19 protein-coding genes are annotated in these 20,131 nt (G+C 49.0%); 8 read left to right on the top strand and 11 right to left on the bottom strand.

Annotated features, from left to right (window positions below):
• Nucleotides 1-1,004 precede the first annotated feature (1,004 nt).
• From AC1S52_RS18885 to AC1S52_RS18850, 8 genes are all read left to right on the top strand, one after another.
• Nucleotides 1,005-1,127: a hypothetical protein gene (locus AC1S52_RS18885; RefSeq protein WP_482030591.1), complete on the top strand. Its 123-nt coding sequence runs from the start codon at nucleotides 1,005-1,007 to the stop codon at nucleotides 1,125-1,127.
• Between the two features lie 22 nt (nucleotides 1,128-1,149).
• The gene (locus tag AC1S52_RS18880) at nucleotides 1,150-1,794 is read left to right on the top strand and encodes a hypothetical protein (RefSeq protein ID WP_482030590.1); all 645 of its coding nucleotides are present in this window, start codon (nucleotides 1,150-1,152) and stop codon (nucleotides 1,792-1,794) included.
• Between the two features lie 47 nt (nucleotides 1,795-1,841).
• Nucleotides 1,842-2,528, top strand: coding sequence for a hypothetical protein (locus tag AC1S52_RS18875; RefSeq protein WP_482030589.1), 687 nt, complete (start codon nucleotides 1,842-1,844; stop codon nucleotides 2,526-2,528).
• On the top strand, nucleotides 2,525-2,857 hold the full coding sequence (locus AC1S52_RS18870; RefSeq protein WP_482030588.1) for a hypothetical protein: 333 nt from the start codon (nucleotides 2,525-2,527) through the stop codon (nucleotides 2,855-2,857). Before AC1S52_RS18875 ends, AC1S52_RS18870 begins: the two co-directional genes overlap by 4 nt.
• Before the next feature lie 109 nt (nucleotides 2,858-2,966).
• Nucleotides 2,967-4,346, top strand: coding sequence for a flotillin family protein (locus AC1S52_RS18865; protein ID WP_482030587.1), 1,380 nt, complete (start codon nucleotides 2,967-2,969; stop codon nucleotides 4,344-4,346).
• A gap of 163 nt (nucleotides 4,347-4,509) precedes the next feature.
• Complete coding sequence (locus AC1S52_RS18860) at nucleotides 4,510-5,748, top strand: flotillin family protein (protein WP_482030586.1); 1,239 nt, start codon at nucleotides 4,510-4,512, stop codon at nucleotides 5,746-5,748.
• 33 nt (nucleotides 5,749-5,781) lie between these two features.
• Nucleotides 5,782-6,090, top strand: coding sequence for a hypothetical protein (locus tag AC1S52_RS18855; protein WP_482030585.1), 309 nt, complete (start codon nucleotides 5,782-5,784; stop codon nucleotides 6,088-6,090).
• 82 nt (nucleotides 6,091-6,172) lie between these two features.
• Entirely contained in the window at nucleotides 6,173-7,585 is a 1,413-nt protein-coding gene (locus AC1S52_RS18850) for a serine/threonine protein kinase (RefSeq protein ID WP_482030584.1), read from the top strand.
• Nucleotides 7,586-7,815: 230 nt separating this feature from the next.
• Here the strand turns inward: AC1S52_RS18850 and AC1S52_RS18845 are convergent, their stop codons facing one another.
• From AC1S52_RS18845 to AC1S52_RS18795, 11 genes are all read right to left on the bottom strand, one after another.
• Nucleotides 7,816-8,199: a hypothetical protein gene (locus AC1S52_RS18845; RefSeq protein WP_482030583.1), complete on the bottom strand. Its 384-nt coding sequence runs from the start codon at nucleotides 8,197-8,199 to the stop codon at nucleotides 7,816-7,818.
• 227 nt (nucleotides 8,200-8,426) lie between these two features.
• A complete protein-coding gene (locus AC1S52_RS18840; protein ID WP_482030582.1) occupies nucleotides 8,427-9,074 on the bottom strand; it encodes a hypothetical protein in 648 nt (215 codons plus the stop codon).
• Between the two features lie 53 nt (nucleotides 9,075-9,127).
• A complete protein-coding gene (locus tag AC1S52_RS18835; protein ID WP_482030581.1) occupies nucleotides 9,128-9,724 on the bottom strand; it encodes a hypothetical protein in 597 nt (198 codons plus the stop codon).
• Between the two features lie 450 nt (nucleotides 9,725-10,174).
• Nucleotides 10,175-11,251, bottom strand: coding sequence for an AOC03_06830 family ribosome hibernation factor (locus AC1S52_RS18830; protein ID WP_482030580.1), 1,077 nt, complete (start codon nucleotides 11,249-11,251; stop codon nucleotides 10,175-10,177).
• A 474-nt stretch (nucleotides 11,252-11,725) separates the two neighbouring features.
• The gene (locus tag AC1S52_RS18825) at nucleotides 11,726-12,529 is read right to left on the bottom strand and encodes a cyanophycinase (RefSeq protein ID WP_482030579.1); all 804 of its coding nucleotides are present in this window, start codon (nucleotides 12,527-12,529) and stop codon (nucleotides 11,726-11,728) included.
• Between the two features lie 103 nt (nucleotides 12,530-12,632).
• Nucleotides 12,633-13,016: an SHOCT domain-containing protein gene (locus AC1S52_RS18820; RefSeq protein WP_482030578.1), complete on the bottom strand. Its 384-nt coding sequence runs from the start codon at nucleotides 13,014-13,016 to the stop codon at nucleotides 12,633-12,635.
• Nucleotides 13,017-13,094: 78 nt separating this feature from the next.
• Nucleotides 13,095-13,526 (bottom strand): DUF6325 family protein, encoded by a 432-nt coding sequence (locus AC1S52_RS18815; protein WP_482030577.1) that lies wholly within the window; start codon nucleotides 13,524-13,526, stop codon nucleotides 13,095-13,097.
• Between the two features lie 135 nt (nucleotides 13,527-13,661).
• Nucleotides 13,662-14,942 carry an arginine deiminase gene (arcA, locus tag AC1S52_RS18810; protein ID WP_482030576.1) on the bottom strand — a complete coding sequence of 427 codons (1,281 nt, stop codon included), beginning with the start codon at nucleotides 14,940-14,942 and terminating at the stop codon, nucleotides 13,662-13,664.
• Nucleotides 14,943-15,100: 158 nt separating this feature from the next.
• The gene (locus AC1S52_RS18805) at nucleotides 15,101-16,930 is read right to left on the bottom strand and encodes an iron uptake porin (RefSeq protein WP_482030575.1); all 1,830 of its coding nucleotides are present in this window, start codon (nucleotides 16,928-16,930) and stop codon (nucleotides 15,101-15,103) included.
• A 36-nt stretch (nucleotides 16,931-16,966) separates the two neighbouring features.
• On the bottom strand, nucleotides 16,967-18,445 hold the full coding sequence (locus AC1S52_RS18800; RefSeq protein ID WP_482030574.1) for a basic amino acid/polyamine antiporter: 1,479 nt from the start codon (nucleotides 18,443-18,445) through the stop codon (nucleotides 16,967-16,969).
• Between the two features lie 179 nt (nucleotides 18,446-18,624).
• Nucleotides 18,625-20,103, bottom strand: a complete 1,479-nt coding sequence (locus AC1S52_RS18795) for a Na+/H+ antiporter NhaC family protein (protein WP_482030573.1) — start codon at nucleotides 20,101-20,103, stop codon at nucleotides 18,625-18,627.
• Nucleotides 20,104-20,131: the final 28 nt, after the last annotated feature.

Raw genomic sequence — 20,131 nt, 5'->3', positions numbered from 1 at the left:
ACATTTCCCCTTCTCCTCAATGGGCTACGGTGTATACAGATCTCGGCTTCGTTAGAAACTGGCTCTGGGGGACTTCCCCCCAGCCCCCCGCCGCTTGGGGTCCTAACTCCCCCAAACCCCCCGAAAGTGTCTGACGTTGGGGGCTTCAAGTCTAGCGCGACGAGAATCGGTCAAAAACGCCTCAAACTTAAAGACAACCGCTCCCCTTGCCACCCATTTGCCCTTGCTTGAAGACCCAATGAGATGAAGGTTGCCATTCACGCCGAGATCGCATCGTTTTGGAGGGGGTGCGGGGGACGCAACCGTCCTCTGCAATGGGGGGTTGGGGGGCAGCCCCCAAGCAGGATTCTGCTACCCACCGTCAACGCTGCGATCGCCTACCGATTCAACTTTCACAACTTGTGTATACACCGTAGCCCAAAACGGGAGAGGGGGCTAGGGGATGAGGGTCAGTCTTTTGGTGTTTCAAGCATGTAATTGCCTTCTTTAAGGTGGCTGGTAGGTATCATCCATTTATTCTACTGGTATTGGCACAAGATAGTCAGTATCAATGATTTACGCATAAATTATATAGGATTTATGGCACAAAAACAAACTGAACATATTTAAGATACCGGAGGGAAAGATCCCTCATTTCAATAGATTTTGAGCATATCCCACCCACCTTCTTTACCAAGCCTGACAGAAATCATCTCTTTACTTGACATTCCAAAAGACGGTATATAGGATTTGTATAGGATTTAATCAATCAATACAAGTACTTTAAGCTCATGGGTCAAGCCCATCCGGGTTAAACCCACCTGGCTCCCCCACCCCTATTGGTCCTGATAGGAAAGTTGTCTGTTGAGGCAGGACATTTGTGTAGAAGCACTTGAGTAACATCGCCTGTTCTCTACTGACTTTGAGGATTTCTACTGACTCTATACCCTGGCTGACTGCATAACTGGGATTTTCCAAATGTATGTATCAGAAAGTAAAAACTTTCATCTATCAAGAACTGGGTTATGCAAGGGCAAGTATGGCTGGGTGCCTGGGTCAGTGAAGCAATAGCGACGTTAGGGGCAGATCGATCGCGATCGCCGCCGATTTGTAGTTACAACTCAATCCTATTAGCACCTACCTGGTAAAACTATGCATCAAGTTAAGCCAATGAACATTAGGAACCTGCATCAGGAACTAAGATGCCTGGCCGCAGAAGCCTGTCTCTATCCCAGAGGTAGCCTGGAGCGCCGGAAACGCTTGCATCGTTTGATCGCAAGGATTCAGCTATCAAACAAACTTTGGAAAGAAACTCGGATCTCAACAGATGATTACAATGATGCCGTGCAACAGACCTGGTTCTATTTGTGCCGCAGGATTGAGACTTACGATCCCAACCGGGCTGAGGTGCTGACCTGGATTAATAAATATCTGCAATACAGAATTCAGGATCTTGCCTGCCAAAAAGCGAGAGAAACCAGATTGCAAAACGCTTTTCCCGATTCTAAATCTGAAAAACCCTATCAATGGATTGAGCATCTACCTGCCAGACCCGAAATTCCACCTATTTTTGAAGAAGTCCTGGCATGGCTGGAATCAGAGAAAGGCTGCTTGCAACTCACCTGTCTTCGCGATCGCCCAGATATTAATGCCTACGTCGTGATTTCCTGCCACATACTTTCCCGCAAAACATGGAAACAGTTGTCTCAGGAATTTGCTGTTCAGTCTTCTACGCTCAGAAGTTTCTATCGGCGTAAATGTCTCCCCTCCCTGATCCAGTTTGGCGAATCCCACGGTTATCTTGAACCCAATTGAACAATATTTTGCCCCCAATTCAGATGTAAATTCTCCCCTATACAGCCATGTCTAAAAAACTTGAGATTCGCTTTCAAGAGGAAGTCCGACGGCGATCGCAAACCAAAACAAAGACTACAGGGCAGAAACATAAAATGTTCTTGTTGCTGGCAGGGATGGCGATCGGAGTGGTCTGGCTCCACCGTCAATGCAGTTCAGTTCCAGTCAATCTTCCATCCAGTGAAGTGGTCGTCAGCCCCAAACCACAGCGCACACCGATTGCATTGCCCCAGACGGGTGTATTAAAGCCGTACATACCTGCAACTAACGAATACCCAGGACGAGTTCGATTTTTTCTGAGGAAGCCCTTGCCAGAGGAAAACTCTTCTCTACCCCAAACCTGCTCCAATGGGAAAAATCCAGGCGTAATTGGAAATAAAAATCATTATTTTGTTCAATTGCTCGATTGGGAATCTAACCAGGTGATCACAGCCGCTTTGATTCAATCGGGTGAAATGGTTGAGATGTTGATTCCATTCGGGACTTACAAATTGAGATATGCCGTAGGCACTGAATGGTACGGAGAAAATGAAATGTTTGGCTCAGAAGAGATGTATGAAATAACTGAAGCATCCTCTTCCAGGACAGCCAAATTTGAATTTTCCCTGGAAAAACCCGGAAGTGACATTGGCACCTATTGTTTCGGGGGCAATCTGGGGAGAAAACGTGTCAGGAAAGAGCAACCAAGCCTATGAATAATACCTTGCTCCGGCTTGCCGTTGCCTCAGTGCTAGTGGGAGTGTTCTGTGGCGGACTCATTATTTTTCTAATATTTATAGTTCGCAAAAAGATTCTGGCAAATAGCCTGTCCCATAGCCATTCCCTGATTGGACGCATCGGCACAGTTCACATTCCCTTTGATCACCGTTCAAAAGGCAAAATCAGAGTCCATATCGACCATTCCACAAAAGAGTTCATCGCGCTGACCGATTATCCTCACTCCTTTCAACAAGGCAATCAGGTACTAATTGTGCAAATCCAAAATAGTCATGTTTGCGTCATTCCAGCAGACATTTTTGATTAATAAAGCCACACCATCTTTGCATCGTTAACCCAGGTTACCTAATCCAAAATCCAAAAATCTAAAACCCAACCTCGGTATCAGTGTTCTATCTATAAAAAGGGACTCACCTATGCAAGCTTACTGGTATGCAAACACAACTTCCCATCCCCAATTCAATGGACAGGCATTGCCGGTCGAAATCGTTTCTCCATCACTGGAGCATCGACCAGTCAATTTACCTACTCGCCAAGAGTTAATTAATGGGGGTAGTTTATTTGTTCTGGGGCTAACGGCTACTGTGTTGGGAGTCTGGTTTTTGCGATCGTTTTTAGTCATTGCCAATCCAAATGAAGTGGTGATTCTCTCCGGGCGCAAGTCACGAAATAAAGACGGGCAAGAAGTGGGCTTTCGAATATTAACTGGTGGACGCGCCCTCAGAATTCCCATTGTAGAAACCGTGAAGCGGATGGATGTAACCACTATGCCCGTGCCGGTAGAAGTTCATAATGCTTACTCGAAAGGGGGTATTCCGTTACATCTGCAAGCGATCGCAAACATCAAAATCTCCAGTGATCCTCACCTGGTCGGCAATGCTATTGAACGCTTTCTCGATCACAAGCTTGATGAAATTGTGCGGGTTGCCCGTGAAACCCTGGAAGGCAATTTACGGGGTGTTGTTTCTACTATGACCCCAGAGCAGGTGAATGAAGATCGGCTCAAGTTTGCTGAACGGATCGCTTCAGATATCAGTAGCGATCTGGCTAAGTTGGGGCTACAGTTGGATACCCTTAAGATTCAGAATGTCTCCGATGATGTGGATTACCTCAAATCCCTGGGTCGTCAACGGATCGCCATGATTCTGCGGGATGCCGAAATTGCTGAAAGCGATGCCCTGGCTGCTGCGATGCACATTGAGGCGGAGTGCGAAGAGCGCGGACGAGTGGCGCAAACCCGCGATCTCATCACCATTGTGGAGCGGGAAAATGATCTGCGCAAAATCAAGGCTAAACTCGATAAACAAGTTCGGACGGAGATGGCGATTACCCAGGCTGCCGCCAAAGAGCGCAAGGCAGTGGTCGAGCAAACCCTACAAACTCTGCGAACCGAGCGAGAGAAGTTGCGGCTGAAAGCCGACGAGGTTTTACCTGCCGAAGCCCATCGTCAGGCACAAATCTTCCATGCCAAAGGTGAAGCTGCCAGCCTTGCCGAAAATGTTCAAGCCGAAGCTTATGTCAATGAATTGCTGACAAGAGTGTGGCAGGAAATGGGTGCGGACGCCGCCGCGATGTTTATCATCCAACAGTTTGAAACCGTATTGCAGGAAGCCATTAAAGTACCAGAGCAGCTAGATCTCCAGCACATCAGCATTATTGATAACGGTAATGGAGATGCGATTTCCAGCGTTGTCAGCGTTTATTTGCGAGTGATTAAACAGTTTCTAGATGCCGCCGAAGACACGCTGGGGATTGATGTATCGAATGCGCTCAAACCTGTGACCAGGGGTGAGTGATAGGATGCGAGGGGGGAAGAGGGGGAAGGGAGGAATAGGCATTGTCCAAAAAATAGAGAAAGACACGCCCCAGATGGTTCTCTGAAATCTCCATGCAGTATAGCTTTCACAATCTAAAATCCGAAATCTAAAAATTCAAAATGATGTAAGGAGCGTCGATTCTATGGAAGTATTAATTGCCTTGTTTGGTGCATTAGCATTAGGAACTGGTAGTGCCTGGTTTGTGATTCGCAATCTGTACTACATCTGCCAGCCATCAGAGGTATTAATTTTTGCAGGTACTTCAACTCGTTTGCCAGATGGTGACACGACTGGCTATCGGCTTGTGAAAGGAGGGAGTAGCCTTCAGATGCCCCTCCTGGAAAAAACCTTTCGCATGGATCTGACCAACATGATCATCGATCTCAAGGTGGTAGGTGCCTACAGCAAAGGGGGGATTCCTCTGACGGTAACTGGAGTTGCTAACATTAAGATTGCAGGTACAGAGCCGACGATTCATAACGCGATTGAGCGCCTATTGGGTAAAAGTCGGAAACAAATTGAAAAATTAGCCAAAGAGACCCTGGAAGGAAACTTACGGGGGGTATTAGCAAGCCTCACGCCCGAAGAGGCGAATGGAGATCAAATTGCATTTGCGCGAAGCTTGCTGGAAGAGGCAGAAGAAGATTTGCAACAATTAGGTCTGATGCTTGATAGTTTACAAATTCAAACGATTTCAGATGATGTGGGCTACCTGGACAGTATTGGACGAAAACAGCAGGCTGAACTAATTCGGGATGCCCGCATTGCGGAAGCTCAAGCAAAAGCAGAGTCGATGATTAAAGCTTCGGCTAATGAGTGTGAAACTGCCCTGCGTGAGCTATTGCGCGATGAAGAAATTGCCAAAATAGAGGCAACGAAGGGAGTCAGAGATGCCCTCACCAAGCGGGCTGCTCTCGTCACAGAAGTTGAATCGATCGCAGCGGCACAGATTGCGGAGATTGAAGCGGAAATTAAGGTTGAAACAGCCCGCATTGTTGAAACCGATCAACGGCTGCAAGCTGATGTGCTGGCACCGGCTGAGGCAAAGTGTCAGCGGGCGTTTGCTGCGGCGAAAGGCAACGCTGCCAAAATTATGGAGGATGGAGAAGCACAGGTCCTGGGATTGCAGCGCTTAGGAGAAGTTTGGCGATCGGCAGGTGAGGATGCCCGTGAAGTATTTCTATATCAAAAAATCGGCATATTGATGCAGATGATGGCGGCGGGTGTTCCCAAAATTTCCGTGGCAGATGTGACTGTAATTGATGCCAAAAATGGTACTCAGGCGACTAAAATGGCTGCTTTCCTGGAGCAATTCACTCAGGCTACTGGGGTTGATGTGAAACAGATCATGGGGCAAATGGCGAGTAGGAGTGAGGGGTGAGGGGGTGGCTGGGTTGTAGCAGCGACTACAGCCATGATGCCTTCCATCCTGGCTCAAATGTCGGAGCAGGCACAGCGTCTTTGCAAAAACGCGCTTGTCAGATTAGCGGGTGTACTAGCGTTGATGTTAGAAGTCTCAAGTGAGCGATCGGGTTTCAATAAAACCATTGTCGATGTCCGTGTTACCAAACCTTTAGATCTGGGCGATGGAGCGTTTGCAGATAGTAACATTGGCACATGTAGCTTTAACCGCTCTGGTGCGATGATTAACATTGATACATTCGTCTATTCCGCTCAAAGTCCCAGTCATTTCAAGGATTTTGGCGAAGTTCCGCATATCTGACGCACCTCGTCTGTTCATAATGGTTGTCATAGCTTTAGGTTTACCTTTGCTTTTCTGCCATAAAAACTATTGAGTTAGGTCAATGGAACAACTCATTGGGCAAAAATTAGGCGATCGCTATCAAATCGACTCTCTACTCGGTCGTCAAACGGGGCGGAGAACCTATCTGGCAAAGGATTTACAAATTGAGTTGCCAGTTGTTATCAAACTCCTCTTGTTTGGTCCTGACTTTACCTGGGAGGATCTGAAACTATTTGAGCGGGAAGCTGAAACCCTGAAGTCGCTCGACCATCCGGCAATTCCCCAGTATCTCGATTTCTTTGAGGTAGAGACGGAACTGGGCAAAGGGTTTGCCCTGGTTCAAAGTTATATTGAAGCGCGATCGCTACGGGAGTGGATACAGTGTGGCTGCACCTTTAGTAAAACGGAGTTGAAGGAAATTGCTATCCAATTGTTAGAGGTGTTGGAATACTTGCACACCCGCCAACCCCCTGTCATTCACCGAGACATTAAACCCAGCAATATTTTGCTCAGAAACCGCAGTGGTAATAGTCCCGGACAGGTGTATCTGGTTGATTTTGGCTCGGTCCAAACTGCGCAACATGGGGGAACCGTAACCGTCGTTGGTACCTATGGCTATATGCCACCAGAGCAATTTGGCGGGCGATCGCTCCCTGCTTCGGATCTCTATAGCGTGGGGGCAACCCTAATTTCTCTGGCAACGGGTCAAGATCCAGCCGATCTGCCTCAAAAAGACTTACAGATTGATTTTGAGTCATTTGTAACGCTGAGCCATCCTTTTATTCAGTGGCTTCGGTGGTTAACCTATCCCAACTCATCTAAAAGACCTGCTTTAGCCAACGAAGCCATTCACCCTTTAAGGCAAGACTTTCAGGAACGGTTAATTTATCCATCCGTTCAACAGGTTTCAGGGGGTATGGGTCGTCCAAGCTCCGAAATACAACTTCAGAAAGCCCCAACAACGCTTGACCTATCTGTTCCTACCAATCAATTTGGAAGTAAAGAAATTGACAGACGTAAAAACGAACCGTCGCTTTTGAGCTGGGGTATCTTTTTATTGAGCCTGCTTTTATTCATTGCCTATTTAGGGTGGATAGGATTTTTCCTGTGGATAGCGTGGATCGCGATCATAGGACCTATAGTGTGCAAGCTATTTCCCAACCATTATGAACTGTATTCTCCAAACCAAAAAATCACACTGAAACGGCAAGGTAACTTAATTGTTATTGAAGTCACTTCAGACGGCTCGAAAGGTTTTATCGAAGTTACCCAAAGCAAACTCAAAGTCCTCTATGCCGGATCTGAAAACCTACCGCATTACCGTTTGAATCTTAGCTGCCTTACAACTTCTCTAGATGCAGACTCCTTTTATATTCGTGGCAATCGTGCAGAAATCCAGTGGTTGTGTGATGAGTTAAATGAATGGACAGGGCTTGAGATTCAGTATGCAGATTACCAACCACCCAGTGCTTAACCTATCCATTCGGGCATACACGCCCCCAAACACCAAAACCGTCTCCTGTTCATAACCACCGCTTTCAGACAGATTGAGCATAGCCCGAAGCTATGCGTAGAATAAGGTTAAATCACCCTGATGCTGGCGATCGCATTCCCTGGCGTTGCTGATTTTGGGTATAAATTGAGAGTTGTATGAATTAAAACTTCGTTCCAATTCATACTGCTATTTAGCACCACCCATTCCCTCTACCACGCCCGGATTGGGTAATCACAAACCCCCCGCGACCAGCCCCAATCTTCCACGCCAACCGAGATCTGTGAACCCGGTCGCACATTGCCCCGTGAGCGATCAACCAATGTAACGGTCGTGGCTGCCTGGAATGCCCCGGTGTAAACAGGCTGACCCTGGGCATTGGTAGAGGTAAAGGTAAGGCGAGACACCTGGGGAGGTTGCCCAGACCTGAGCCAGCGAATTTGGGTGAAGCGCCCATTGAGAAACGTGGCGGAGTAGCGCCAACCGTTATTCATGCGCCCGCTGCAAAAAAACTGTTGGGTGGCACTGGCGGAGGAAAATGTTGCATCTACCACCAGTAAGCCTACTACCACCAACCCTGTAGCCCAACTTGTCACTCGGTCGATCTCAAAACCTTTGATATTCGAGTTCAACTCCATTCCTATTTCCTCTTTCCCGCGTTACGTACATTTGGCTTTTAAACCAACACTTTAACAGCCTGGCACTTCCAAGGGGGTACTCAGGAAAACGGGTCACTGAAGGTCCGATTACTTGCACCCCGTACTCTGCACTCCGTACTGCCTCAACAAAGGTTGCTAAACTACATCGCAGTCTGCTAGCTTCCTTAACGAACTCTCACAAGATCGGAAACGATATTATTGGTGATCACCAAATCCACAATTGCCTGATCAGAATTACGATTCCAGCGTTCGACTACGCGCGTGTTGGTGTGGGACATCGTTTGCGTGAAAAAGAAATTGTTTCGTCTCATTTCTTGTCTCGCCTGATTTCCATTTAAGCCAACCACTTCTCTCCGTAGCTGGGTGAACCAATTGGAAGTACCGCCACCGGGGTTAGAGCCGCTGGATGAAGCGGTACACCGCCCCCGTGACCAACCCCACTCTTCCACGCCTACGGAGATCTCGGAACCGGGTCGCACATTCCCACGGGAAAGATCCACCAGGGTTACGGTTGTGGCTGACTGAAATGCCCCGGTGTAAATGGGTTGACCCTGGGCATTGGTCGATCTAAAAGTGAGGTTAGACACCTGCGGAGGTTGCCCCGATCGCTGCCAGCGAATCAGTGTGAACCGCCCATTGACAAACTCTGCGGAGTAGGTCCAACCATTATTCATGCGCCCGTTGCAAAAAAACTGTTGAGTGGCACTGGCGGCGGAAAATGTTGCGTCTCCCAGAAGTAAGCCGATAGTAGCCAATCCACTCACCCAACCGATCGCCCAGCCACCAAAACGCGAGTTCAACCCCATTTTCATTGTTTTTCTCCTCATACAATATCTTTTCATACTGATTCTAAACAGCGGTGGTCTTAACCACGCATGGTTTCTGCTTCTCGAAAAAACACGGGTGCTTCTTGCAATCGTTTAAAGGTTTTGTATCGCTGATACATCTCACGGTTTGTAAACGTGAACATAGAGACGGCTTCCCAGATAAAAACCCATCCGCTGATCGCCAGTCCTTCCAAGAGAATTGATTGCAAATTGGCTTCTGTAGAAATAGTCTTCGCCACCCACAGGCAAACAAGACCGACAACGCCAAACAGAAGCATCCGAGTATTGGTTTTCTCCACCTCCTTTCTAAGAAAGTATCGTTTAGAAATGAAACTGTTTTTTAACCCATCCCGCGCTTCCACTTCAGCCTGTTCGTCCCGTGTTCCTGCTGGAAGGGTGAAACACAACTCAATCGGATATTTGGATGGAATTTCGTTAGAGCACTCCTCCAAATAGAGGCGCAGATCAGCATCGAGATCTCGACGCTTAAACGGAGCCGCATCCCATTCATTGAAAATATCGGTGTACCGATCCAGGGCAATCTCAATCATGTAGAGATTGGTAGATGTATCGATTTGATAGATATCTCTGAAAGGTTTATCTTTTTTGCTTTTTAATCCAGTGAAGGAGTTCATTTCGCAGCACTTTGGATAACTTTGAATATAGCAAGTACCGAACCCAACCCACGTCTTGTAACAGTTTCAGAAACCAGATTTTTTGCCATTGATTCAACCTGAAAACCCTCTTTTCCACTTAAAAACCCGGGTTCTCAGGGTTTGTTGAGAATGTTGCAAGATCTCAGCCATTCAGGAACGGCGTACCTTGCATGGGGAATGCAATATAGCGTTTCCTTTCTGGGTGAAGGACATCTCATCGGTTTGACTCAAGGGTTCTACGTTTATCCATGTACCTCACTGGAATCAAAAACGCTATAAACAGGTTTCGGGATGTGTTTCTTAGGAATTAGCCAATAGCAACGATCTCAGTCTCGAATGGCACTGATTTAAGGAGTTTAAGATCCCCGAATTCTCGAAGAATTCGGGGATCTGGAGGCTCGAATTTTGCTGGTTTCAGTGCAATTTATCTCAGTAACGCAAAATTAATCCAATGTGTTGATGATCGGATAGTGCTCCATCATCCACAATTGCTACCCGTCCCCCCTTTGCTAATACAGCTTCCATAATTTCATCTACAGCATCATCCATCACCTCTGTGCCTCCTACCTGCTCTACTAATTCCAACCCGCCGGTTTCAGTCACAATTGCCGGTACATGGTAATTCTTTTCAACCAGTAGCAGTTTTCCCCGACCTTCCTGGGCTAACCGCCATACTTCCTCGATCGCCGAGACAACCTTTTGAGCACCCATAGCACTATCTAATTCCTGGAGTGCGCTATCTCGTTGTTGCTCCCGAACGGACTGCATGATTGACCATACCTGAGGAGTGAGTTCAGCCAGGGTTGCTTTGTCAAAATTGCCGCTGAGAGTGCCTGCGATCGCGGCAGTATGTTGCGAAACCTCTTGAAAGAAGGACGCTTGCCGATCCACTCCGCCTACAATCAAGGGCAATGGTTCATCTTTGACATAGGTGGTAAATGCACTATCTACCTGCTGAAAAAATCTGCGATGCCTATCGTCTAGATAGCTAGAGTCAGCCGCATAGGGAAGCGGAGCGGTGGCTCCAGGTCCAGTCATTTGCATGGGGAAGTTTCCATCCTCAACTTCTTCAAGGGTCTCGGCTGTTCCGGCTAGGAGGCGGGTAGAGGACTGGCTTAACAACAGAACCCAATAGCGCAGTGCCCGGTGCATCCCATAAACCAAGTCTCGCGTGGCGAAGGTTTGATCAATTACCACGCGGGCAGGGACTGGAAAAGGGAGATAGTAGAGCTTGGCAAAATCATGGCTGGCATACAGTGCCAACCCATCCAGGGCGTAGGGGTAGTCAATTTCGCTAACCAGAGTCTCCAGTCGTTTCAGTAACGGTTCTAAATCGCGCTGCGAAAATTCTGCGCTCAGTCGTGCGGTTGCTTCATCTACCAGGTTTTTGACCCGAATCGGATCTTGCTTGTTATCGGGTGCGGTGCGGTGGGTGGGCAGCAAGATGGAAAGGGCAGGCACCTTGGTTAAGGATTGTAATTCGATCAGATCGTGACGGGTAATCATAAATAGTTCCTGCTAACGGAATGTGTGACTAATTTGCCCTCATCGCCACCCTTTTCTCTAAGGAGAAGGGCTTTCAGGCATTTCTTGTCCCCTCTTCCATCAGGAGAGGGCTAGGGTGTAGCTTGTTTCCCGAAGGGTGGATAGTTCTTGCAGGCATTTCAGCAAAGTCGCCCATCGCATTACTAAACCAACGGGATTAACGATTCAATGGCACTGACTTATAGACTGAAAGCTCTGACGTACCTTGTTCTCCAGGCTCAGCCTGGGAACATTGGTTGAGAGGCTCCGCCTCTAGCGCTGATAGAGGCAGAGCCTCCAGGTTTGCCCTTCCCAGGCTCAGCCTGGGAACGAGATGGAATGATGGGAACGTGCAGTCACTCCTATGTTTCCGCTTGTTTCAGTGCTACTGAATTAAAACCCGATTTCCAGGTGGGGGAAGAGGCAACGGAAATCGCCACCATGAACGGTTTGCCTCTACACCAGCGGTAGATGCGTTTTCAGGTTAAAGCGATAACCGTGAGGCAGAATATGTAGTTTGACCCCACAGAGTGCGATCGGTTCATCTTTCAACAACCCTTCCAGATTATTGTGGGTCGCCGTTGTTTCATCGACAACCGTAATGGCTCCCTGCCCTACCACCTCAAACTCATCACCATTGACAATAATCGCCGTATCTTCATCAATGCCGAGACCTAGCACTGCCGGTTGCAGCACCAGCGCTGCCAATAAGCGACCAAGGCGACCCCGTTGAGCAAAGTGCTGATCGATGACAATACCGGGTAAAAAGCCCATACCAGGACCCGTACTGACCGCATCCACACTGGGATTCGATACCGATGCCCCACCTACAATCATTTGATCGGGCATCATGGCAGCACCGGCACTGGTGCCCCCAATTACTGCTCCCTTGGCATGGCGTTTGTGAATGGCAGCATCTAAAGGGGTGTCTTTGATGAAGTCCACAATTTTCGACTGATCACCACCAGTGAAAAAGATGCCAGTTGCCTGTTCGATGATTTGGATCAAGTCTTCCCTTTTGGAATCATTGCGATCTCTGGTATCAACCACATCCACCGACTCCGCCCCCAACCGCTCAAATATGTGAATATAATCCTCCCCCACTTCTTTGGGCAGGCTGGTAGCAGCAGTCATCACGGCAATGTGTGCCTTCACCCCTCCCGCGGCCCGGACAAATTCCCGCAAGACTATACAATCACCCTCCCGATCTTCAGCACCGCCGATAATCACCAGAGTGCCCCGCGTTTGTTCAGTAGCCATCGCGATTACTCCTACCTCTGTCTGTTCGATAGATTGATTTGATTAGATTAGATTGATTTGATCTGATTGATTTGATCAGTTCATTCAACATCGATTCATTTAACTAACTGAGCAGTTTGGCTTTAGCAAGTCCAAACTCTTCTTCAGTCAACGCACCTGCTTCTTTCAACTGCGTCAGTTGGTTCAGTTGTGCCAAAAGATCGGTTTGGGGTGGGGATGAGGGTTCCGCTGGAGCGGCGGCGGACTCTGGGGTTGCTTGCATGGCGGCAAGTTGAGCTTTCATTTGCTCCATATCGGCTTGAGCTTGCATAGCCGCTGCCTGTTCTTGCTGCGCTTGCGTAGCCTTCTGGTTCATGGCGCTGCTGGTCGCTTTACTTGCCGCTGTTGCGGTACTGCTAATCACGGCGGTTCTTGCCACGGTACCCAACAAACTGGGACCGCGCCGTTGGGGGACTACTGATTGTCTTCTGGAAGATCTTCCTATCATTTAGGACTCCTTAAAAACGGTGTAAAAGTATAGATGAGGGGTGTTCGCCTTTGGCGTTCCCGTAGGGTGGGGTGAGGTTTAGACGGTTAGTTCGACTTGAGCTGCCAATACTTCGTCAATGACGCTTTTTGGAATCCGTTCACTGAGCAACAGTTGCCCCTTGGCGTTGAGTACCGCATCACGGAATGTTGTTGCCCAAATGTTTTCAAACAGCATCAGGGCAGCGAACGAGTTATTATCCAAGCTCTCAGCTATAGTTTGCACATCTTCTTCAGATATCAGCCCAGTAATATCGGCAATAATCGGATCAAAGATGCTGTAATCAACATCGTCCAGATCATCGATTTCGCTCATGGTCACTTCACCATTTTCACTTTTCCGAATGAAGATGATGTCAATGACACGAATCGTATTACTGTCTACTAACGCTTTCAACGCAGATGCAATTTCATCTTTGACGAGGGTGTTGGGAAATTTGATGCATAGGATTTCGACTGGACCTAAGGACATGATTAGTTCTCCTGGTTGTGTAGGGGGAAGGGGGAGTGGGGGAGTAGATGAATGAGGGAGTGGGGGAGTGGGGGAGATCTATCAACCCATGTACTCATCAATCCATTGACCCATCCCCTATCTCGCCTTTTCCTTTTAGAAGTCAACTGCGTCGCGGATGATTGGACAGGTCATGCAGTGACCGCCACCTCGTCCACGCCCCAGTTCTGCACCCACGATGGTGATTACTTCGATTCCTTCTTTGCGTAAAGCGGTATTTGTCAGGGTATTGCGATCGTAGGCGAAGACGACTCCCGGCGACAGTGCCACCATATTATTGCCACTATCCCACTGTTGACGCTCCATGGCATAGGGATTGCCCGCTGTTTCAACCACGCGCAGTTTCTTGAAGCCCAGGGCAGAGGCTACGACATCGGTAAAGGGGGCAGACTCTTTGGTCAACTCGTAGCCGGGTGCTTTATCGCTGGGTCGCAGGGAAAATGTTACCACCTGATCCATGATTTGGGGGAACAGGGTGACGAGATCGCGATCGCAGAAGGTAAACACTGTATCCAGGTGCATTGCCGATCGGAGTTTGGGCATTGCGGCAACGATCACCCGTTCCACCGCGCCCCTGGCAAACAGGGCGGCTGCCAGTTGGGTAATTCCCTGACGAGACGTGCGTTCACTCATCCCAATCAGTAAATTGCCTTTGCCAATCGGCATCACATCACCCCCTTCGATCGTGGCAGAACCCCAGTTTTGGGTGGGGTCACCCCACCACACGTTCACTTTATCCGCGCCAAAATCGGGATGGAATTTGTAAATCGCTGTGGTGAGTAGGGTTTCTTCGTGGCGGGCGGGCCAATAGAGCGGATTCAGGGTCACCCCGCCGTAAATCCAGCAGGTGGTATCGCGGGTGTAGAGGGTGTTGGGCAAGGGAGGCAGCAAGTACCCAGTCATGCCGAACTCTTCGCGGGAGAGTTTGAGCAGTTCGCTGTCATATTCTTTGGCAATATCCACAACCGAAAGCCCGCCAATCATAAATTCCGCCAACTGTCGGGAAGATAAGCTTTCTAAAAAGCCCCGGACATCTTCTATCAAACCCAGCCCCACCTCATTGGGCGTGATTTGCTGATCTAACAGCCATTTTTTAGCCTCCGGATTATCCAGGGTTTCGGCTAATAAATTATGCATTTCGACGACCTCAACCCCGCGATCGCGCATCTTGGTCATGAAGTCGAAATGGTCTCGCTTGGCATTATCCACCCACAATACATCATCAAATAGGAGATCATCACAGTTGGTCGGGGTCAAACGACTGTGGGCTAAGCCCGGAGCACACACCATGACTTTGCGTAGCGTCCCCACTTCTGAGTGTACGCCGTAGGAAACGGAACCTTGATTGGTAGTAGTAGCATTGGTTGCGACAGTCATAATAACTCCGTTAGGTTAATTGCAGTAGAAGAGACAAAAAAGTTCGATTGGTGTTTCCGTTCCTATCACATAGACGTTAATTTCTGCTGGTCTTTGGCACTGATTACTAGGATTGATTACTGGGATTGATTATGGACATTGTTCACTGAAGGCATGATTTAAAAAATAAAGCTGGTACGAATCACTCCCACAACCGCATCTGGATTGCGATCGTCGTGATTGGGTGCCGTCAACCAAAACACGCCTGGCGTGATGGCAATGTGGTCATTGATGCGGATCGTATAAAACGCTTCGATATGAAACCCCGTATTGCGATCTTGACGGCGACCATCCGGCAAACCGATCGCTTCTGCGACAATGGCATTGCTGGTACTGGTAACTTTTGGTTGCATCCCAAACACAATGCCGCCCAAATTCCCAGTTTTCAACAAATCGGGAAATGCCAGCATCACCGCATAATTGAGTACATCCACGTCTCCATTGCGTCCGGTGGAGCCACCAGAGGTCTGTACGCCTAACACCCGCGCTTTAGAATATCCCACCCAGCCGCCAATCTGAAACTGGTTGCTAAGCGTGTAAGTGAGGGATGCCCCATATTTATTGGAAGCAACGCGATCGTCCTCTGCGATGCCAAAAGTACCGCCCGTACTCACTTTTGCCGCATTGCTACCCGCAAAGGTATCAATTCCAAATTGAGGAGCGTAGGTGTTGAGATAAACCAAGCCAGCGGTCAGGTTGCCTAAATAAAAGGTTGCTTGCCCAAAGGCACTATAACCACCGTTAAAAATGCCAGAGGAGATCGCAGGGATATTTGGACCACCAGTGCCATTCACATTTTGCCCCGCATAGCCACCCGCTAGCGCTAGCCAGTCGGTTACCTGATAGGCAAATCCGGCTCCAGAAAGGTTGCCATTCGGGTAGTAGACCGGATTTGAGTTGGAGAAATTAGAAATGGAGGTGGTTGCCCAGTCGCTAAAGGGGACGACCGGATCAGCCCCTAAACTGGTTGGATCGGTGGCTCCAGCGGCAATAAAAACCGTCAGCTTTTCGCCAATCGGAAATGTGTAGCTGAGCGTGTTAATTCCCACTGATGAATTGTTTCCGCCTTCGGAGCCAGGGGAAGGCAAAATCCGGGTTTCATCCGAAAAGGTATTGGGAAACGCAGACGCAAAACGTTGAGGTGCCCCGAATCCCCCGGTAGTATTGTCAATATTTGGATTGCCTGCATTAAACAACCGCATGTTTGCCGCTTGCAGCCGGATGCGAAGGCGATCGCGTCCAGAAAAGCTGGCATCAAAGTCAAGCCGCATCCGGTAGTTAAGGGTTGCTTCGTTGAAATCAGTTGCTACTTTGCCAAAGCCGCTGCCCAGATAAGCCAGCACTTCGCCGCCGAGTTTGGCAGTGGTGGAAAACTGCTGCTGCTCAAGAGTAGACGTGCGGGCTTCCAAAGCATCCACTCGACCGCGCCAGACTGCCAGTTCAGCCGCAAACTCCTCTTGCAGTTTTTGCAGCGCTAGTAAGTCTTCTTTTCGGACCAAATCAGCCGTGGCAGCCGCCAGTAATTCGCTGATTCGATCTAAACAAGCATTCACCCCAGCCGCAAACTCGTAACGGCTAAGGGCACGGTTGCCACGATAGGTTCTATCCGGATATCCGACAATACACCCATACCGTTCCACCAGGGATTGCAGCGCGGAAAAAGCCCAATGGGTCGGATCAACATCCGTTAATTGAGAGACCGCAGTCACCTGTTCCAAGGGATGTGCTTCATCTGTGTTTTCGTCAATGGAACGGATGGAAGTCAGGGTTAGATCCTCCACTGCCCAGGCAGAATCTGCCCCTAGCCAGCCAGCACCGATCAGCACAGCCACACCCAGCGATCGCCCCAAAGACTTAGTTGTGAATCGCTTCGCAGTCATCATCATTACTCCACTGATGTACCACCCTAAATTGCAGATTGAGTCGATCGATCGCAGAAAGCATGGCATCGCAAATATGTCCAGCATTCAAAATCGAAAATCGGATTAGATGGTAATGAGTCCGGTTGATAAGCCATAAATGGCGGACAAGGCGGCAATCACAGTCAGCGTGAAAATAAACAGTTCCAAGGGCTTAAATACTTTTCGATTCTGCTCCCGCCGTGCCAGGAAGAACAAAATCGTGCCGGGAGCCAAAATTAACCCCGACAGCAGTAATTTGTCCAGTCCGCCTGCAAAAATCATCAAGATCGAATAAGCGGTTGCGATCGCCGCGATAATCAGTTCACGATTGCGATTCCGAGAGTCTCTTTCGTAGGTTTCTCGGGTTAAAGCCAGTTTTAAGGCGAATGCCGCCACCAGTAAGTAGGGAATTAGAGCCAGGGCACTGGTCAACTCCAGCGCCAGGAAAAATGCTTGTTGACTAAATAGGGTTGCAATTAAAAACAGTTGAACCACAATATTAGTCATCCAGAGCGAGGTGGATGGCACCTTTTGGGCGTTTTCCCGATTTAAAAAAGCTGGCATTAACTGATAATCTCTAGCCGCCAGGAAGGGAACCTCTGCGGCAAATAAGGACCATGCCAGATAAGCCCCCAGCACTGAAATGAGCAGACCAATACTGATGAATACGTTCCCCCAGCGTCCCACAACAAACTCGAAAGCACCCGCCATTGACGGATTACGCAAGGCTGCCAATTCTGATCGGGGCAACAGTCCAAATGGCAACACCGTAACCAGAACCAGCAAACAAAGAACGCCAACAAACCCCACTACGGTGGCAACCCCCACATCCGACCGTTTCTCGGAATAGCGGGAGTACACACTGGCACCTTCAATCCCGATAAACACAAACACGGTTACCAGCATTGTGTTGCGAACTTGGGTAAATAGGGACTCCGCATCGTACCCTTGCCCGCCCCATAAATTGGCAACAAAGACATCGGTTTTGAAGGCAAACAGAAGCACCACAAGGAAAATGACGATGGGCACAATCTTGGCGATCGTCACAATGGTGTTTAGCCCCGCCGCCTGCTTCACACCCCGCAGAATCATAAAGTGAAAGACCCACAAAACAACGGAGGCAAGCAGTACCGCTTGAATTGTGTTGCCGTCTCCAAATACGGGAAAGAATTCCCCTAACGTGGATTTGATCAAAACAAAATAAGACGTATTCCCGACGCAAGTACTCACCCAGAAAGCCAGTGCCGCCAGGAAGCCCAGATAATTCCCAAATCCCGCTTTGGCATAGGCGAAGACCCCGGAATCCAGGTCGGGTTTGCGTTGCGCCAGGGTCTGAAACACGAATGCCAGCATCAGCATCCCCACCGCCGCAATCAGCCACGCAATTAACCCGCCCACCACTCCGGTTGCACGACCAAAGGCAGCAGGCAGCGTAAAGATGCCAGCACCCACCATCGAACCCACGACGAGGGCAATCAGTGCATTTAGAGGGAGGGTTTGCTTCTCGGTTGTCGGACTCAGCACCTGATCGGATGCTGCACTATAGTCCTGGTTTGATGTCATTCGATGCTCCTCTTAATACTGCTAGACGAAAATACTTAACTGTTAAAGTTCATCCAATGGTGTAGATAACGTTTCCTTTCTGGGTGAGGTGCATCTCATCGGTTTGACTCAAGGGTTCTACGGCTATCCATGTACCTCACTGGAGTCAAAAACGCTATACGAGGGTTGTCTACAAACAATCAAATTTGAGTTTCGACGGGTGGAACTCGCTGGATTTTGAAGCCTGTAATCCCGTAAACCATGGATAAAATTGGGCTGGCAATATTGAAAATGGCATAGGGCAGATAGAGCAAAGTTGGGATACCCAGGGTTGCTGCCATAAATGCACCACAGGAATTCCAGGGGATGAGCGCCGATGTCACCGTGCCACCATCAGCGGCAGATCGAGATAGGTATTGGGGTTGCAAACCACGCTTTTGAAACTCAACCCGAAAAATTCGTGCCGGTAGCACTAACGCAATGTATTGATCCGCCGCAATGATATTCAAGCCGATCGCCGTTAGAACAACGGTGATAAACAAAAGACCAACGGTTTTTGCCCGTAACAGCACCGGGTTGATCAGCTTAGCCAGTAGCCCAAATTCTTCCATCAGGGTGCCAAAGGTGACCGCACCGATGATGATCCACAACGTCAACAACATGCTGTCCATGCCACCACGGGAAAGGAGGCGATCAATATCGGCGATGCCAGAATTTTCCTGATACCCATTCGCCATTGCCAACCAGATGCCTTTGATATAGACCAGGGGCACCCCCAAATTGGGATCATTAACAAAGCGTAGGATCGCCTGCGGTTGCAGAATTGCGCCCACAATGCCTCCCACCAGTGCCGCACTCATAATCGCCAGGGATGCGGGCACTTTGCGAATTGACAGAAATGCCAGAAAAAACAGAGGAATCAGGTTTAGCGGCGTGATCCAAAAAAGTTCATTTAACTTAGTCAGATCGATCGCCGTTTCGATGTTAGCCACCACATCCGCCCTGAGACCCAGAAACACAAACACAATCAACGCCAGGATAAACGCTGGAACGGATGTCCAAACCTGCGTTCGGAGATGGGTATAGATATCAGCACCGACGAGTTGGGCACTCAAAATGGTGGTTTCGGAAAGGGGGGAGGTCTTGTCCCCCAGATAGGAACCTGAAATAACCGCCCCGGCAGTGATCACCGGGGAGACACCGATCAACGATGCAATTCCAACCAGCCCGACCCCAATCGTCCCGACCGTCGTCCAGGAACTCCCAATGCTCAGGGCTACGACGGCACAAATGAGGGCTGATGCCGCATAGAACCAACCGGGTTGCAGCAGTTGAATCCCGTAATAAACCATCGTTGGAATCGTACCAGACATATTCCAGGTGCCAATCAGTGCCCCCACGGCTAACAAAATAAAAATTGCACTGACAATCGATGAAACCGCTCGCCCTCCAGATGCCGCGATTTCTGACCAGGGATGACCATTTTTGAGAATAATCAGAGCCGCGACCATGGAACAGAGCACTAATGCGACCTGGACTGGACCATCGATCGCAGTCAGTCCAAACATCGCCACAGCCCCACCAATCAGAACCATGAGCACCACCAGGGGAATGATCACGTCCAGGTAGGAGGGTTCCTTAACCGGGTGGGGGGGGGGAGGTGGGGGAGGATTGTTCATGGGGCGAGTCCAATAAAGAATCGGTGCT

The organism is Kovacikia sp. CALU 1929 (assembly GCF_056784235.1).
This window is presented reverse-complemented; position numbering and strand designations above follow the sequence as displayed.

Coding starts and splice junctions, on each gene's coding strand:
- AC1S52_RS18795 (WP_482030573.1), bottom strand. CDS start 20,103: ATGAACAATCCTCCCCCACCTCCCCCCCCCCACCCGGTTAAGGAACCC.
- AC1S52_RS18875 (WP_482030589.1), top strand. CDS start 1,842: ATGTCTAAAAAACTTGAGATTCGCTTTCAAGAGGAAGTCCGACGGCGA.
- AC1S52_RS18815 (WP_482030577.1), bottom strand. CDS start 13,526: ATGTCCTTAGGTCCAGTCGAAATCCTATGCATCAAATTTCCCAACACC.
- AC1S52_RS18835 (WP_482030581.1), bottom strand. CDS start 9,724: ATGAACTCCTTCACTGGATTAAAAAGCAAAAAAGATAAACCTTTCAGA.
- AC1S52_RS18885 (WP_482030591.1), top strand. CDS start 1,005: ATGCAAGGGCAAGTATGGCTGGGTGCCTGGGTCAGTGAAGCAATAGCG.
- AC1S52_RS18850 (WP_482030584.1), top strand. CDS start 6,173: ATGGAACAACTCATTGGGCAAAAATTAGGCGATCGCTATCAAATCGAC.
- AC1S52_RS18825 (WP_482030579.1), bottom strand. CDS start 12,529: ATGGCTACTGAACAAACGCGGGGCACTCTGGTGATTATCGGCGGTGCT.
- AC1S52_RS18805 (WP_482030575.1), bottom strand. CDS start 16,930: ATGCCATGCTTTCTGCGATCGATCGACTCAATCTGCAATTTAGGGTGG.
- arcA (WP_482030576.1), bottom strand. CDS start 14,942: ATGACTGTCGCAACCAATGCTACTACTACCAATCAAGGTTCCGTTTCC.
- AC1S52_RS18865 (WP_482030587.1), top strand. CDS start 2,967: ATGCAAGCTTACTGGTATGCAAACACAACTTCCCATCCCCAATTCAAT.
- AC1S52_RS18820 (WP_482030578.1), bottom strand. CDS start 13,016: ATGATAGGAAGATCTTCCAGAAGACAATCAGTAGTCCCCCAACGGCGC.
- AC1S52_RS18800 (WP_482030574.1), bottom strand. CDS start 18,445: ATGACATCAAACCAGGACTATAGTGCAGCATCCGATCAGGTGCTGAGT.
- AC1S52_RS18855 (WP_482030585.1), top strand. CDS start 5,782: ATGATGCCTTCCATCCTGGCTCAAATGTCGGAGCAGGCACAGCGTCTT.
- AC1S52_RS18880 (WP_482030590.1), top strand. CDS start 1,150: ATGAACATTAGGAACCTGCATCAGGAACTAAGATGCCTGGCCGCAGAA.
- AC1S52_RS18860 (WP_482030586.1), top strand. CDS start 4,510: ATGGAAGTATTAATTGCCTTGTTTGGTGCATTAGCATTAGGAACTGGT.
- AC1S52_RS18870 (WP_482030588.1), top strand. CDS start 2,525: ATGAATAATACCTTGCTCCGGCTTGCCGTTGCCTCAGTGCTAGTGGGA.
- AC1S52_RS18830 (WP_482030580.1), bottom strand. CDS start 11,251: ATGATTACCCGTCACGATCTGATCGAATTACAATCCTTAACCAAGGTG.
- AC1S52_RS18840 (WP_482030582.1), bottom strand. CDS start 9,074: ATGAAAATGGGGTTGAACTCGCGTTTTGGTGGCTGGGCGATCGGTTGG.